Source organism: Arenimonas alkanexedens (assembly GCF_054781355.1).
Genome location: NZ_BAAGUO010000001.1, coordinates 337,811 through 351,512 on the forward strand (window position 1 = coordinate 337,811; position 13,702 = coordinate 351,512).

Below are 13,702 nucleotides of genomic sequence, written 5' to 3' on the forward strand. Positions count from 1 at the left end.
CTGGGTACGTTGCCCAAGGAAAAGTTCATGAAAAGAGTTCGCATGCGATTTCACGGAGCGGCAGTAGTCCTTGCCGGATTCACGCTCATGTTCGTGGTGGCAGTGGATCAGGTCGTTCCTGCGGAATGCCTTGCCGACCAAGCAGTGTGGACTGTCATGCTTCTGGCCACGCTTCCGCTGCTCGTCGCCATGCTTTTCTCGACGCTCGCGCTGAGTGCCGCACATCGCTGGATCCGGTCCCGAATCTTGTGGTGGGTCGTGGCGTTCGGATGGGTCTTCCTAATTCTGGTCCTGACCGCAGCGGCCGTCGAGGTTGGACGGCGATTTGTATTCGATGCGAGCATGGCATCCGGCGTGTCCTCCGAGGCCTTTGTGCAGTGCGTGTCGCCGCGAATGTCAACCGACTACTTGAACGCGACCAATGGGCTGCTGTTCTGGATCGCCGTCCTCGTGGCGGTTGTGGTCGGGGTTGTCGCGGTCCGGGCGGGTCGAGACACGGCTCGTCGATAAGTCAGGCGAGTCGGCTTGGCCCATGCCCTCGCAATGAATCGCCCAGGCTTTCATGGACACTTGCCAGCCTGGGTCGGCCGGCCACAGGTAAGCGTCAAGGAAGGAATTACCGCCGCCGGCGTCTCCACTGAGAAAAGGGCAGAACCCGCCCGAAACCCAGCGTCCCACCCGCCTGGCCGCTTCGTGACGCGGTTTTCGCCCCTAGCCCTTACAATGGCGGCCCTTTTCCGGGCTTTCCCCCATGTTTACTGGCCTGATCCAATCCGTTGGCCGCCTGCTGGCCCGTGAGGTCCGCGGCGGCGACCAGCGCCTGCGCATCGGCTGGGGCGGCATGCCGGCCGATGACATCGCGCTGGGCGAGTCCATCGCCGTCAGCGGCTGCTGCCTCACGGTGGTCGAATGGGACGCCGAGGGCTGGTTCGCCGATGTTTCGAACGAAACCCTGGCCCTGACCACCCTGGGCGGACTGCCGGTCGGTGCCGCGGTGAACCTAGAGCGCTCGCTGCTGCCGACCGATCGCCTCGGCGGGCACCTGGTGTCGGGCCACGTCGATGCCGTCGGCAGCGTCGAAAAAGTCTGGGACGACGGCCGCAGCCAGCGCTGGCGTTTCGCCGCGCCGCACGGCGTGCTGCGCTACATCGCCAACAAGGGCTCGATCGCCGTGGACGGCACCAGCCTCACCGTCAACGCCGTCGACGACACCGGTTTCGAAGTGAACCTGGTGCCGCACACCGTCGCCCACACCGCCTTCGGCGAAACCGCCGTCGGCGCCGCCGTCAATCTCGAGGTCGATACCGTGGCCCGCTACGTCGAGCGCCTGCTGGCGACTCGCGAGGAATCGAAATGAGTTTCGCCACTGTCCCCGAATTGCTCGAGGAACTCCGCCAGGGCCGCATGGTCGTCATCGTCGACGACGAGGACCGAGAGAACGAGGGCGACCTGATCATGGCCGCCGAGCTGGTCAAGCCCAGCGACATCAACTTCATGGTCACCCACGCCCGCGGTTTGGTCTGTCTCTCGCTGACCCGCGAGCGCTGCCGCCAGCTGGGCCTGGGCCCGATGGTGCGCGACAACAACTCGCCCTACCACACCAATTTCACGGTCAGCATCGAGGCGGCCGAGGGCGTCACCACCGGCATCAGCGCCTACGACCGCGCCCACACCATCCGCACCGCAGTGCGGCCGGATGCCAAGGTCGAACACCTCACCCAGCCCGGCCACATCTTCCCGCTGATGGCCCAGCCCGGCGGCGTGCTCACCCGCAGCGGCCACACCGAAGCGGCCAGCGACCTGTCGCTGCTGGCGGGGTTGGAACCGGCCGGCGTGCTGGTGGAAATCCTCAATCCCGATGGCTCGATGGCGCGTCGTCCGGAGCTTGAAACCTTCGCCAAGGAACACGGGCTCAAGATCGGATCGATCGAAGAACTCATCCGCTATCGCCTTGAAACCGAGCACACCGTCGAGCGCGTGGATGCGCGCGACATCACCACCGCACATGGCCCCTTCAAACTGGTGACCTATCGCGATCGCGTCACCCACGACCTGCATTTCGCGCTGGTGCACGGCGAACCCAAGGCCGAGACGCCCACGCTGGTGCGCGTACACGTCAAGAACCCGCTGTCGGACGTGCTGCAGTGGCGCCGCGCCGATTTCGGCGTCAGCGTGAACGACGCGCTGACCGCCGTGGCCGCGGCGGGCGAGGGCGTGGTGGTGGTGCTGGCCGAGCCGGTGTCGCCCGAGGACCTGCTGGCCCGCATCACCGAGGCCGATACCAACGACACGCCGAAAACCCGGGAATGGCGCCGCAATGGTGCCGGTGCCCAAATCCTGGCCGACCTGGGTCTGGGCAAGCTGCGGGTGCTGGGCACGCCGCGCCGGCAGGTCGGGCTTGCCGGCTATGGTCTCGAGGTCGTGGACTACGTGGCTTCCGTCAGCTGATTCGCAAATGCGCGTAGGCACTACGCGCGCCGCCGTTTTTTAGCGCTGCGGTCGCTGCGCCGCCGCTTAGGCTGGCCTTCCCTCAGGAGGTAGGCCCATGGCGCAGCCATTGTTCCGGCCCGAAGTGATGCAGGCGCGCGGCAGCCGCTGGCTGGGCGGTATTGTTCTGGGTCAGCCCTTGTCGCTGTGGAGCCTGACGGTGTTCGCCTGCTTCTGCGCGAGCGCCGTGGCGCTGGTGTTTGCGCTGGGCGACTACACCCGGCGTACCCGGGTCGCCGGCGTGCTGGTGCCCAGCCTCGGCCAGGCCCAGGTGCTGGCGCCCAGCAGCGGCGTGCTGGTGGATGTGCGCGTGGCGGAAGGCGCGGCGGTGGCGGCGGGCGACGTGCTGGCGGTGTTGGACGCCCCGCGCGCCACGCTGGTGGCCGGCGATACCGCTCGGGCCGTGCAGGCTGCGATCACGGTGCGCCAGCACGAGGTGGGTGAAAACCTGATGTCCCAGCGCGCGCAGCTCGCCGCGCAGCGCGACGGGCTGGCGGCGCAGCAGGCGGCCGCGCGCGATGAGTTGGCGCAGGTCGAGCGCGAGCTCGATACCCGGCGTCGCCAGCAGGCGCTGGCGCAGGCCACGCTGGACCGCTTCGAAGCCTTGCGACATCGGCAATTCGTCAGCGATCTGCAGCTGCATCAGCAACAGGCCCAGGTGCTGGAGCTGCTGGCGGCGACCCAGGCGCTGACCCGACAGGCCATGGCCCTGAAGCGACTGCTGGCCCAGCTGCAGCAAGGCTTGGCCGAGATTCCGTCGCGACGGGACGCGCTGGACGCCGACGCGGGGCGTCAGCGCGCCGCCCTGGTGCAGGAATCCCTCGAGAACCGCGCCCGTGGCCAGGCCGTCATCACGGCCCCGGTGGCGGGCGTGGTCAGCACCCTGTTGGCGCTGGAAGGTCAGTCGGTGCAGGCGGGTCAGGACCTGCTGAGCGTCTTGCCGTCGGGTGGCCGGATCGAGGCGCATCTGCTGGTGCCGAGCCGCGCCGTCGGCTTTGTCTCGCCCGGCGACGCGGTTCTGCTTCGCTACGCCGCTTTTCCCTTCCAGAAATTCGGCCTGCAGTCGGGGCGGGTCGAACGGATCTCGCGCAGCGCGTTGGCTGGCGTGGACCACGGGGGCGGCCGCGAGCCGATGTACCGGATCGTGGTGGCGCTCGAGCGGCAAAGTGTTCGCGCCTATGGCCGTGACGAAGCCCTGAAGCCCGGGATGCAGCTCGAAGCGGACATCCTCGGTGAGCGCCGCCGTCTGTGGGAGTGGGCGATCGAGCCGCTCTACGCGCTGGCGGGCACCGTGGCGCGCGCGCCATGAAACCGATCCGGCAGACGCAGGCCGCGGAATGCGGGCTGGCCTGCCTGGCGATGGTGGCCGCGCATCACGGTGATCGCCGCGGGCTGGCCGACCTGCGCCGTCGTTTTCCGCTGTCCTTGAAGGGAGCGACGCTGGCTCGGCTGATCGCCATCGCGCAGGACATGAATCTGCAGGCGCGCGCGCTTCGGCTCGAGATTCCGGAGCTTGTACAGCTCGAGACTCCCTGCCTCCTGCACTGGGATCTGAACCACTTCGTAGTCTTGTCCCGGGTCAGCCGGCGCCACGTAACCGTGCTTGATCCGGCCCTGGGCCTGCGGCGCCTGAGTCACGCCGAGGTGTCCCAACACTTTACCGGCGTGGCCCTGGAGCTGACGCCGGGCGCAGCGTTCCAGGCGCGCCCCGCGCCGCCGGCGGTCACGCTGTCGCAGCTGACGGGCCCGGTACGCGGACTGTGGCGTTCGCTGTCGCAGCTGCTGCTGCTCTCGCTGGCGCTGCAAGTGTTCGTGCTGGTCGCGCCCTTCTTCATGCAGTGGGTGGTGGACCAGGCGCTGGTGTCCGGTGATCGCGACCTGTTGGCGCTGCTGGCGCTGGGCTTCGGGCTGGCGCTGCTGATACAGGTGGGAATCGGACTGCTGCGCGGCTGGGCGGTCGTATTTCTGTCCAGCCGGCTTGGCCTGCAGTGGGCCGGCAACGTGTTCGCGCATGCGCTGCGGCTGCCGCTGGCCTTCTTTGAGCAGCGTCACCTGGGCGACGTCGTCTCGCGGCTGGGCGCGGTGCAGGCGATCCAGCGCACCCTGACCAGCAGTTTCGTCGAAGCCTTGATCGATGGCCTGATGGCGGTGGCCACGCTGGCGATGATGCTGATCTACAGCCCGCGTCTGGCGGCGCTGACGCTGTTGGCGGTGTTGCTCTACCTTGCGCTGCGCACGCTGGCGTATCGGCCTTTGCGTCGCCACACCGAACAGCATCTGCTGGCCGCGTCCCTGCAGCACTCGCATCTGCTGGAGTCGCTGCGCGGCATGCAGAGCATAAAGCTGGCGGGCCAGGAATCTGGGCGGCAGGCCGGCTTCCAGAACCTGCGGGTGGAAACGGTGAACCAGGAGCTGGCCTTGTCGCGCCTGGGCCTGGGCTTCAACACCGCCAGCCAGGCCATCTTCGGCATCGAACGCATCGCCGTGGTCTGGATCGGCGCACGGTTGGCGATGGACAGTGTGTTCTCGGTGGGCATGTTGATCGCCTACCTGGCGTACAAGGACCAGTTCGCGGCGCGCGTCACGGCCCTGATAGACAAGGTCGTGGAGTTCCGCATGCTGCGCCTGCACGGTGAGCGCCTGGCGGACATCGTGCTCAGCGCGCCGGAGCACGATCCCGGTTCCGCGACCGCGCGGCCGGCGCCCGCCGGCGATCGGCTCGAGGTCGTCGGGCTGGGCTATCGCTACGCCGACGGCGAGCCCTGGGTGATCCGGGACTGCAGTTTCGTCGTCGAGCCCGGCGAGTCGGTCGCCATCGTCGGTGCCTCCGGATGCGGCAAGACCACCCTGCTCAAGCTGCTGCTGGGTCTGCTTCCCGCGACCGAAGGATGCGTGCGCCTGGGCGGTGAAGACATCGTGCGGCTCGGCCTGCGTGGCTATCGCGCGCGGGTGGGCGCGGTGATGCAGGACGACCAGCTGTTCGCCGGCTCGGTGGCCGAGAACATCGCGTTTGGCGACGGCGAAGCCGACCTGGACCCGGCGCGGGTCGAGGCCTCGGCGCGGCTGGCGGCGGTGCACGACGAGATCGTCGCCATGCCGATGGGCTACCACAGCCTGATTGGCGACATGGGGACCACGCTGTCGGGAGGGCAGAAGCAGCGGGTGATCCTGGCGCGCGCGCTCTATCGTCGACCGCGGCTGCTGTTCCTGGACGAGGCGACCAGCCATCTGGACCTTGCGCGCGAGCGCCTGGTCAATGCCGCCGTACAGCGGCTTAGGCTGACCCGACTGATCATCGCCCATCGGCCCGAAACCATCGCCTCGGCTGACCGCGTGCTGGTGCTGTGCGGGGGGCGGGTCGAGGCGGGGGCATCCGCCCCGTCTGCCCGTCGGTCCGTCATCAGGCAGGCGGCCCCCCTGCCCGCGGGGTAAACTAGCCCCCTTTCTGCCGCGACCCCGACCGATGAGCCATTACGAAGGCGACGTCCAGAGCCCCGGCTCTGCCCGCTACGCCATCCTCGCCAGCCGCTGGAACCCGCGCATCACCGATGTGCTGGTGGACGGTGCGCGCAAGGCCTTCGAGGCCAACGGCGTGGACCCGGCCAGCGTCGACGTGATCCGCGTGCCCGGCGCCTGGGAGCTGCCCGTGGCGGCCGCCCACGCGATCGACCGGATGGGCTACGCCGGCATCGTCGCCCTGGGCTGCGTGGTGCGCGGCGACACCCGCCATTTCGAGCAGGTCTCGGATGAGTGCGCCCGCGGCCTGATGCGCGTGTCCGTGGACACCGGCGTACCGGTGGCCAACGGCGTGCTGGCGGTGGACGAGTACGCCCACGCCGAGGCCCGCGCCGGCGGCAACCACGGCAACAAGGGCGAGGAAGCCGCCCTGGTCATCATAGAGATGGCGAACCTGATCGGAAAATTCGAATGAAGCATCCCCGTCCCGACGGCGTTGACCCGCATGCGCGTTCGCGCGCCCGCCGCCGCGCGCTGCAGGCTATCTACGCCTGGCAGCTGTCGCATACAGCCATCAACAAGGTGATCGAGCAATTCCAGAACGAGCAGGACATGGAAGTGGCCGACACCGAGTATTTCGAAGACCTGGTGCGCGGCGTCGAGGCCAACCTGGCCACGATCGACCAGGCGCTGTCGGCCTACCTCGATCGCGATATCGCCCAGGTCGACCCGATCGAGCGCGCCGTACTGCGCATCGCCGCCTACGAGCTGCGCCACCGCATTGACGTGCCGTATCGCGTGGTGATCAACGAAGCCATCGAAACCACCAAGCGCTTCGGCTCCGAGCACGGCCACACCTTCGTCAACGGCGTGCTCGATCATGCCGCCGCGGCCTGGCGCTCGGCCGAGGCCCAGGCTCCGCGTCGCGGCTGATGCCGGGCGAATTCGCCCTGATTGACCGGATCCGCGCCCGCGCGCGGCGTCGCCCCGACGTGGTGCTGGGCATCGGCGATGACGCCGCCGTGCTGCGTCTGCCGCCCGGCCACGAGCTGGTGGTAACCAGCGATACGCTGGTGGCCGGCGTGCACTTTCCGCCCGGAACCAGCGCCGCCGACCTGGGCTGGAAAGCCTTGGCGGTGAACCTCAGCGACCTGGCCGCGATGGCCGCCACGCCGGCCTGGTGCATGCTGGCGATGACGCTGCCGGACGCCGATGGCGATTTCGTGGACAGTTTCCTCGACGGATTCCTCGAGCTGGCCGATGAGCACGAGCTCAGCCTGGTCGGCGGCGACACCACCTCCGGGCCGCTGTCGATCACGGTCACCGCCCACGGCCTGGTGCCGGCCGGCCAGGCCCTGCGTCGCGACGGCGCGCGGGACGGCGACGAGATCTGGGTCACCGGCACCCTGGGCGACGCGGCCGGTGCGCTGGCGCAGTGGCGCGCGGGCGGACCTTTCTCGGCCAAGCTGCGATATCGACTCGACCGCCCGACGCCGCGGGTGTCGGCCGGGCTGGCGCTGCGCGAGCTGGCTACCGCTGGCATTGACCTGAGCGATGGCCTGGCCGCCGACCTCGGCCACGTGCTGCGTGCCAGCGGCTTTGGCGCGCGGATCGACCTGGGCCGGCTGCCTACCTCGCGCACCTTGGCCGACCACTTCGATGAAGCCCAGCGCTGGCCGCTGCAGCTTTCCGGCGGCGATGACTACGAGCTCTGCTTCACCGCCCCGGCCTCGGTGGCGTTTGCGATCGAGCAGGCGCTGGCGGCCTGCGGGCTCGGTGCGAGCGTGATCGGTCAAGTGCTGGCGGACCCGGGCCTGGCCTTCATCACGCCGGAAGGCGAGGCTTACACGCCGGCGCAGGCTGGCTTCCAGCATTTCCAGGGAGTTCACTGATGGCTGTCCTCCCCATAGGTACGCGCCGGCGCCTGATGAAGCATCCGCTGGGCTGGATTGCCGCTGGCTTTGGCGCGGGATTCGCGCCGCGTGCGCCCGGCACCGTAGGTAGCCTGGCGGCGCTATTGCCCTGGTGGTTTTTCCTGCGCGACCTCCCGCTTTCGGCCTACCTGGCGGTGCTGGCGGTGGGCTTCGGCATCGGCGTGTGGGCCTCGCATTGGGCCATCCGCGAAACCCGGATCGAAGATCCGTCGCTGGTGGTCTGGGACGAATACATCGGCATGTGGATCGCGCTGCTGCTGCTGCCGGCCGGCTGGCCCTGGGTGCTGGCGGCGTTCGTGCTGTTCCGGATTTTCGACATCGCCAAACCCTGGCCGGTGGGCTGGGCGGATCGCCGGCTGCACGGCGGTTTCGGCGCGATGTTCGACGACGCGTTGGCGGGCCTGTGGGCGCTGGGCCTGCTGCAGCTGGCGGCCTTCCTGCTGCGCTGACGCCCGGCGTCGGAAAACTCTCACCCGATTCTGATCCGGTCGCCGATGGGCCCGGCGGTATCTGCGTGCGAAAACATCGCCTTGGCCATCGCGGCTGATCGGGCAATGCGGACATGTCGTCGGTAACTGCTGCTGCCGCATGACGCAGGTCGCTACCTTCCGATGCAGCCTCGACCGACGCCCTGCGACGGCGACGGCCGGCATCGCGATCGCGGCCGCGCTGATGTGATGGAGGCGCCTGCAAACCGCAGGCATTCCGGGAGACACCCATGAACGTGATGACCCCTTCGCAAACGGCCCAGGTCAGCGGCGGCAACAGCGCCCTGATCAAGATGGCGACCTTCCTCTGGAGCAACCGCGAAGCCCTGGCCGAGGTCGCCTCCGAGGCGGCGCTGGAAATGGCCGACCTCGACGCCGAATGCGGCAATCCCTAAGGAGACGACCATGGACATTCTCAACATGAAGGCCTGTGCACAGGTGGCCGGTGGCGATGGTGAGCCGGGCGGCAGCGGCAGCGGCGGCGATGGCTCGGTCGCGGGAACCATTGGCGACGGTCTCGGCAAGGTGCTGCACGGCCTGGCGTCAAAGGAGGCCACGATTGGCGGCCTGATCTCGCCGGTCGGCGCCGTCGTCGGCGCCATCATCCACTTCAACAACAACCACTGACCCGGGGCAGGGTCCGGTGGCCCCTGGCGGGGTCGCCGGATCCGCCCGGGTCGACCACGAGGAGAGGAAACATGCAAAGCACAGGCAATCTGGTGCGCCGGCGCGTGCTGCTGGTGGGTTCGGTACTGGTGTTGCTGGTGGGCGGGTGGCTGGCGCGCGACGCGATTTGGCAGGTGGCCCAGGCGGCCTCGGCCGAAGCCTCACGCCTGGCGGCCGAGTGCTCCGATCGCTGACCCGCGTATCGGACGTCGGTCTCGCCCGGCCCCGGACTAGACCGGCGGCAGCACCTTGCCCGGATTCAATATTCCGTCGGGATCAAACTGCGACTTGATGGCGCGCATCAGGCCGACCGTGGCCGGCGTCAGCGAACGGACCAACAGCTCGCGTTTCACCAGGCCGATGCCGTGCTCGCCGGAGACTTGTCCGCCGAGGGCGATCACGGCGTCGAATACCGCTTCCAGCGCAGCGTCGGCGCGGGCCGCCTGATCCGTATCAGCAGGGTCGTAGAGGATATTGACGTGCAGGTTGCCGTTGCCGGCATGGCCGAAGCTGACGATGCTCAGCTGCTGCGCGGCGGCGGCCGCGCGCACTGCCGCCACCAGTTCGGGGATGCGCGATACCGGCACCACGACGTCTTCGTTGATCTTTCCCGGCGCCAGCGTGCGCAGGGCAGGGGACAGCACTTTGCGGGCGGCCCAGAGCTTTTCGCGCGCCGCCTCGTCCGGCGCGCTGGCCACGTCCAGGCAGCCGGGGCCGCGGGCGGCGGCGGTCAGCGCGGCGACGGCGGCGTCGAGCACCGCGTCCTCGCCGTCGGCTTCGATCATCAGCAACGCCCCGGCCGGCGGCAGGTCGGCGCCACCGACCTCGCGCGCCAGGCGCACACAGTCGCCGTCCATGAATTCAAGCATCGAGGGCGTCACCGGCTGCGACATCAGTCGCGCCACCGCGGCTGCGGCGCTTTCGACATCGGCGTACAGCGCGCGCAGGGCGCGGCGATGTGACGCGACGGGCGTCAACTTCAGCGTCGCCTCGACGATCAGGCCCAACGTGCCTTCGGAGCCGATCAACAGGCGCGACAGGTCGTAGCCACTGGCGCCCTTGGTGGTGCCTGCGCCGAAGTGCACGAGCTCACCGCTGCCGGTGACGGCGGTGAGCGCGAGCACGTTGTCGCGCGTCGCGCCGTACTTCACCGCGCGCGGGCCGCCGGCATTGCAGGCCAGGTTGCCGCCAATGCTGCAGAAGCCGGCGCTGGTCGGGTCAGGCGGCCAGAACAGGCCGTGCGGCGCCAGCGCCGCCTGCAAGTCGCCGTTGAGCAGTCCCGGCTCCACCACGGCGACGCGATCGCCGGGCCGTATGTCCAGCACCCGGTTCATCCGCTCGAAGGACAGCACCAGCGCATCTTCGCCCGGCACGCTGGCGCCTGTGGTGTTGGTCCCGCGCCCACGGGCAACGATCGGCAGCTTGTTCGCGCGGCACAGCCGCACGATGGCCTGCACCTGCGCCGCCGTGGTTGGCAGTGCCACCGCCAGCGGCAAGCCGTGCCGGCGTGAGTTGTCGTAGCCGTAGGCCAGCCGTTCCGACGGATCCAAAAGTAGCCCGTGCTCGCCAAGAATTCGCGAAAGGGTGTCGAGGAAGTTGGACGACTCGGCTCCGGCCATGTCTGAATTCTAGCGTGACTCAGTTGCCCGATGGCCGTGAGATTGCCACGTCTACCCCACTCAATTCGGTCCTGACGCTCTCATTGGCCTGAACGACCGCCGCACTGAAAAGTTCGATGGCACGCCGCCGCAATCCGAGGATGTGACAGCACCTCAGACTCGCAGGGCTTCACGGCGCTGTCGGCCTACCTGAACCAGTCCTCCGCCCCCCTCTTCGGAGGACCGTTTGCGAGGAAAAAATCGCGATAGACGAACTGAAGTTCACCGTAGCCAACATAGCGACCCTGATCTGCGCCAAGAGAGGATGCAAGCGATAGGGCCTGCTCTACAGAATCACATAGGTATCTCTTGCCTTCTGGTTCGTCTGGGTCGCCCACTTCCTCAAACTCATCGAGATCAATGAAATCCTCGTTTCCTACGTCGAGGCTCGTCTTTTGGTAAACAGTCCACTTTCCGGGTGACGACGTTTTCTCTTGAACAATTCGGATCCAAGAAATAAACCTAAAACCATCGCTTTCGTGGCAGGAAACCCACTGTTCGACCCCGCCACTCTCTGGCGCTTTCAGGCTTTCTATTGCGGCGCTTGAAGTGAGAAACCTGTCGGTCATGGCGTACCAACCTCCGGCTTGATCCCGAGCGCGCTGCTGCCGATGTGCCTCACGATCTGGTCTCCCTGTCTCGACGCCAGCTGCCCGAGTCGGCACTGGAATAGGGTCGGAGAATGCCTTTCCACGGAGGTTCGCACAATGGTGGCGAGAGTGCTTTTTGCCGCTATTTTTTCCTATTAACCAGCGCTGCTGGTGACTAGAGAGGGGATTGGCCAGGATCACCAAGGCTGACAGTTAAGGTGGTCCAGTTGCAGTTGCAATGGTCCGGGCGCCGAGGAAGGTTAGCGCTGTGCCGGCCACTTGCAGTCAGTCTCCGGACGAGAAGGCGGCTTGGCACCAGTCAAGCGACAAACGAAGCCCCGCACTTCGCACCGACACCACGTCCAGCCGGCAGGGCTGGTTCGCCAGCGCCGGGCGGCCCGCCAACCAGGCCTGGGCCGCGCGCACCATGCGCTGGCGCTTGCGGCGGTCCACGGAATCGAAGCCGTCGCCGAAGCGGCTGGCGTTGCGCAGGCGCACCTCGACGAACACGACGGTGTCGCCGTCGCGCATCACCAGGTCGAGTTCGCCCACCTTGAAGCGGGCATTGCGGGCCAGCAGGCGGAGGCCGGCGGCTTCGAGGTGCTGCAGTGCCGCGGCTTCGGCCGCGGCGCCCAGGACTTGCCGGTCAGGGCGTGCCGGCATCGGGGAGCAGCGCACCGTCCAGCGCCGGGCGCGAGCGGCCGCCACTGAATACGGCCCAAGCCGGGCGACGCTGCACCAGGCCGAAGCCGTCGACCTGCAGTTCGCCGGTAGCGCCGCGGACTTCGGCCGCGGGGTCGCGCGCGAGCAGGTCGGCATAAGCCGCCAACTTCCAAGCGTCCATGCCGAAGGCGAAGAGTCGGCTGCCGCCGCCCTGGGCGCTGGGCAGGCTGCGGCCCAGGGACTCGGCGTCGGGCATGCCGCCGCGCAGGCCCAGCAGCCAGGGCAGTTCCGGGTATTCGATGCCGTCGAGCTCGACGTCCATGCGCAGGTTGGCGCCAGCCAGGATCAGTGAGGTGGCGACGCGCGGCACGCCCAGCAGTCCCGCGGTGTCCATCTGGCTGGCCAACAGGCGCGCCTGGGCCGCGCGCAGCGGCTGGAACACGCCATCCGGCCGGGTGCCGCCCAGCGCCTGCTGCAGCGCCGGCACATAGTCGGGGTTGCCGTCGCTGACCACGACCTCACCGATGATGTCGCCGCCGCCGGCAATCAGTCGCTCGCGGAAGGCGAGCAGCGCGCGGTTCGCGCTTTCGTCGGCCTGGGTCACGACCAGGATGCGGCGCAAGCCGCGATCGAGCAGGCGCTCGGCGGCCGCAACGCCTTCGTCTTCCGGCGCCAGCGCGAACGTGGTGCTGCCCGGCGGCGGCGCAATACCGCCGCGATTGAGCGCGACCACCGGCAGGTCCAGCTCCGGCAGGCTGAAGATGGCATCCACTTGGTCGCGGCCCAGCGGGCCGACGATCATCTGGGCGCCATCGGCCTGTGCCTGCGTCAGCGCACCACGCACGCCTTCGGGGCCGGCGGTGTCGTAGAAACGTAGTTCCGGACGTCGGCGCATTTCGCCGTAGTAGCCGGCCAGCAGGCCGTCGCGCACGCTCTGGCCCGCCGGCGCGAGCGAACCGCTGAGCGGCAGCAGGGCGGCGAGGCGCTCGGGCGGACGATAGCCATCCGGTTCGGCGGGGGGCAGGCTCTCCATGCCGGGTGCCGAGACGCTGCGGTCGTAGGGGCGCGGCAGCGGCAGCCCGCGCTGGGTCAGGGCGCGGCCGGCATATCGGTACAGCGGATGGCCCACCGCAAGCGCCGTGCTGCCGGCGACCAGGCTGGCGTCGGGCAGGGTGCGCAGAAGTTCGTCGATGCGGCGCAGGTTGTCGATGCGCTCGGCGCGGTCCAGCGAATCATGCATCCAGGCGCGCTCGCCGGCGGCGTCGAAGCTGCGCCCGGTGGCCGCCAGTGCGTCAGCGCGCGTGCTGTGCCAGCGAATGCGCAGGCGGTCGGGGACCGATTCACGCGGCTGCGCCAGCCGGGCCAGGCCGGCCGCGTGGCGTCCGGCCGCGACATCCAACTGTGCGCTCACCAAGGCGTGAAGCAGTAAGTCGCGACCCTCGAGCCGCCGCGCATTGGCCAAGGTCAGGGCCTGTTCGGCGGCCGACGCGTCGCCGGCCAGCAGGTACTGGTCGGCGGCATAGAGCCAACTGCGGTCACGGGCGCTGCCGCGTGCATCGCCTGCCTCGGCGGCGTAGGCCCGCGCAGCCTCGCGATGCTGGCCGTCGGCGGCCAGCCTGGCCGCGGGAGTGGCGGCCGGTTCGCCTGCCACCGGGGAGGAGGGCGAAACGGTGACGCTGGCGCAGCCGGAAAGCAGGGCAAGCGCCAACAGCAGGGAAGCAGATCGCAGCATGGTCGGGGTCCGGGAGGATGATGCCGCT

At 68.7% G+C, this 13,702-nt stretch carries 16 protein-coding genes; 12 read left to right on the plus strand and 4 right to left on the minus strand.

Annotated features, from left to right (window positions below; all coding sequences use genetic code 11):
• The first annotated feature begins 27 nt into the window (after positions 1 to 27).
• The 12 genes from ACYVGY_RS01545 to ACYVGY_RS01600 all read left to right on the plus strand — a co-directional run bounded on the left by ACYVGY_RS01545 (position 28) and on the right by ACYVGY_RS01600 (position 9,225).
• A complete protein-coding gene (locus tag ACYVGY_RS01545) occupies positions 28 to 510 on the plus strand; it encodes a hypothetical protein (protein ID WP_460455729.1) in 483 nt (160 codons plus the stop codon).
• Between the two features lie 241 nt (positions 511 to 751).
• Positions 752 to 1,357 carry a riboflavin synthase gene (locus ACYVGY_RS01550; protein WP_460455730.1) on the plus strand — a complete coding sequence of 202 codons (606 nt, stop codon included), beginning with the start codon at positions 752 to 754 and terminating at the stop codon, positions 1,355 to 1,357.
• Complete coding sequence (ribB, locus tag ACYVGY_RS01555; protein WP_460455731.1) at positions 1,354 to 2,448, plus strand: 3,4-dihydroxy-2-butanone-4-phosphate synthase; 1,095 nt, start codon at positions 1,354 to 1,356, stop codon at positions 2,446 to 2,448. The genes ACYVGY_RS01550 and ribB overlap by 4 nt, the downstream gene beginning before the upstream one ends.
• 97 nt (positions 2,449 to 2,545) lie before the next feature.
• The gene (locus ACYVGY_RS01560; protein WP_460455732.1) at positions 2,546 to 3,796 is read left to right on the plus strand and encodes an HlyD family efflux transporter periplasmic adaptor subunit; all 1,251 of its coding nucleotides are present in this window, start codon (positions 2,546 to 2,548) and stop codon (positions 3,794 to 3,796) included.
• Entirely contained in the window at positions 3,793 to 5,919 is a 2,127-nt protein-coding gene (locus ACYVGY_RS01565; protein WP_460455733.1) for a peptidase domain-containing ABC transporter, read from the plus strand. Before ACYVGY_RS01560 ends, ACYVGY_RS01565 begins: the two co-directional genes overlap by 4 nt.
• A 31-nt stretch (positions 5,920 to 5,950) precedes the next feature.
• Positions 5,951 to 6,418 carry a 6,7-dimethyl-8-ribityllumazine synthase gene (gene ribH / locus ACYVGY_RS01570; protein ID WP_460455734.1) on the plus strand — a complete coding sequence of 156 codons (468 nt, stop codon included), beginning with the start codon at positions 5,951 to 5,953 and terminating at the stop codon, positions 6,416 to 6,418.
• A complete protein-coding gene (gene nusB / locus ACYVGY_RS01575) occupies positions 6,415 to 6,876 on the plus strand; it encodes a transcription antitermination factor NusB (RefSeq protein WP_460455735.1) in 462 nt (153 codons plus the stop codon). The genes ribH and nusB overlap by 4 nt, the downstream gene beginning before the upstream one ends.
• Positions 6,876 to 7,835, plus strand: coding sequence for a thiamine-phosphate kinase (gene thiL, locus ACYVGY_RS01580; protein ID WP_460455736.1), 960 nt, complete (start codon positions 6,876 to 6,878; stop codon positions 7,833 to 7,835). The genes nusB and thiL overlap by 1 nt, the downstream gene beginning before the upstream one ends.
• Positions 7,835 to 8,326, plus strand: coding sequence for a phosphatidylglycerophosphatase A family protein (locus ACYVGY_RS01585; protein WP_460455737.1), 492 nt, complete (start codon positions 7,835 to 7,837; stop codon positions 8,324 to 8,326). Before thiL ends, ACYVGY_RS01585 begins: the two co-directional genes overlap by 1 nt.
• A gap of 269 nt (positions 8,327 to 8,595) precedes the next feature.
• Positions 8,596 to 8,760, plus strand: a complete 165-nt coding sequence (locus ACYVGY_RS01590) for a hypothetical protein (protein ID WP_460455738.1) — start codon at positions 8,596 to 8,598, stop codon at positions 8,758 to 8,760.
• 10 nt (positions 8,761 to 8,770) lie between these two features.
• Positions 8,771 to 8,992: a hypothetical protein gene (locus ACYVGY_RS01595; protein WP_460455739.1), complete on the plus strand. Its 222-nt coding sequence runs from the start codon at positions 8,771 to 8,773 to the stop codon at positions 8,990 to 8,992.
• Positions 8,993 to 9,063: 71 nt separating this feature from the next.
• The gene (locus tag ACYVGY_RS01600) at positions 9,064 to 9,225 is read left to right on the plus strand and encodes a hypothetical protein (RefSeq protein ID WP_460455740.1); all 162 of its coding nucleotides are present in this window, start codon (positions 9,064 to 9,066) and stop codon (positions 9,223 to 9,225) included.
• 36 nt (positions 9,226 to 9,261) lie between these two features.
• Here the strand turns inward: ACYVGY_RS01600 and ACYVGY_RS01605 are convergent, their stop codons facing one another.
• From ACYVGY_RS01605 to ACYVGY_RS01620, 4 genes are all read right to left on the minus strand, one after another.
• Entirely contained in the window at positions 9,262 to 10,650 is a 1,389-nt protein-coding gene (locus ACYVGY_RS01605) for an FAD-binding oxidoreductase (protein WP_460455741.1), read from the minus strand.
• A 185-nt stretch (positions 10,651 to 10,835) separates the two neighbouring features.
• Positions 10,836 to 11,258 carry a hypothetical protein gene (locus ACYVGY_RS01610; protein ID WP_460455742.1) on the minus strand — a complete coding sequence of 141 codons (423 nt, stop codon included), beginning with the start codon at positions 11,256 to 11,258 and terminating at the stop codon, positions 10,836 to 10,838.
• Positions 11,259 to 11,564: 306 nt separating this feature from the next.
• Positions 11,565 to 11,942 carry a YraN family protein gene (locus ACYVGY_RS01615; protein WP_460455743.1) on the minus strand — a complete coding sequence of 126 codons (378 nt, stop codon included), beginning with the start codon at positions 11,940 to 11,942 and terminating at the stop codon, positions 11,565 to 11,567.
• A complete protein-coding gene (locus ACYVGY_RS01620; RefSeq protein WP_460455744.1) occupies positions 11,926 to 13,674 on the minus strand; it encodes a penicillin-binding protein activator in 1,749 nt (582 codons plus the stop codon). The genes ACYVGY_RS01615 and ACYVGY_RS01620 overlap by 17 nt, the downstream gene beginning before the upstream one ends.
• Positions 13,675 to 13,702: the final 28 nt, after the last annotated feature.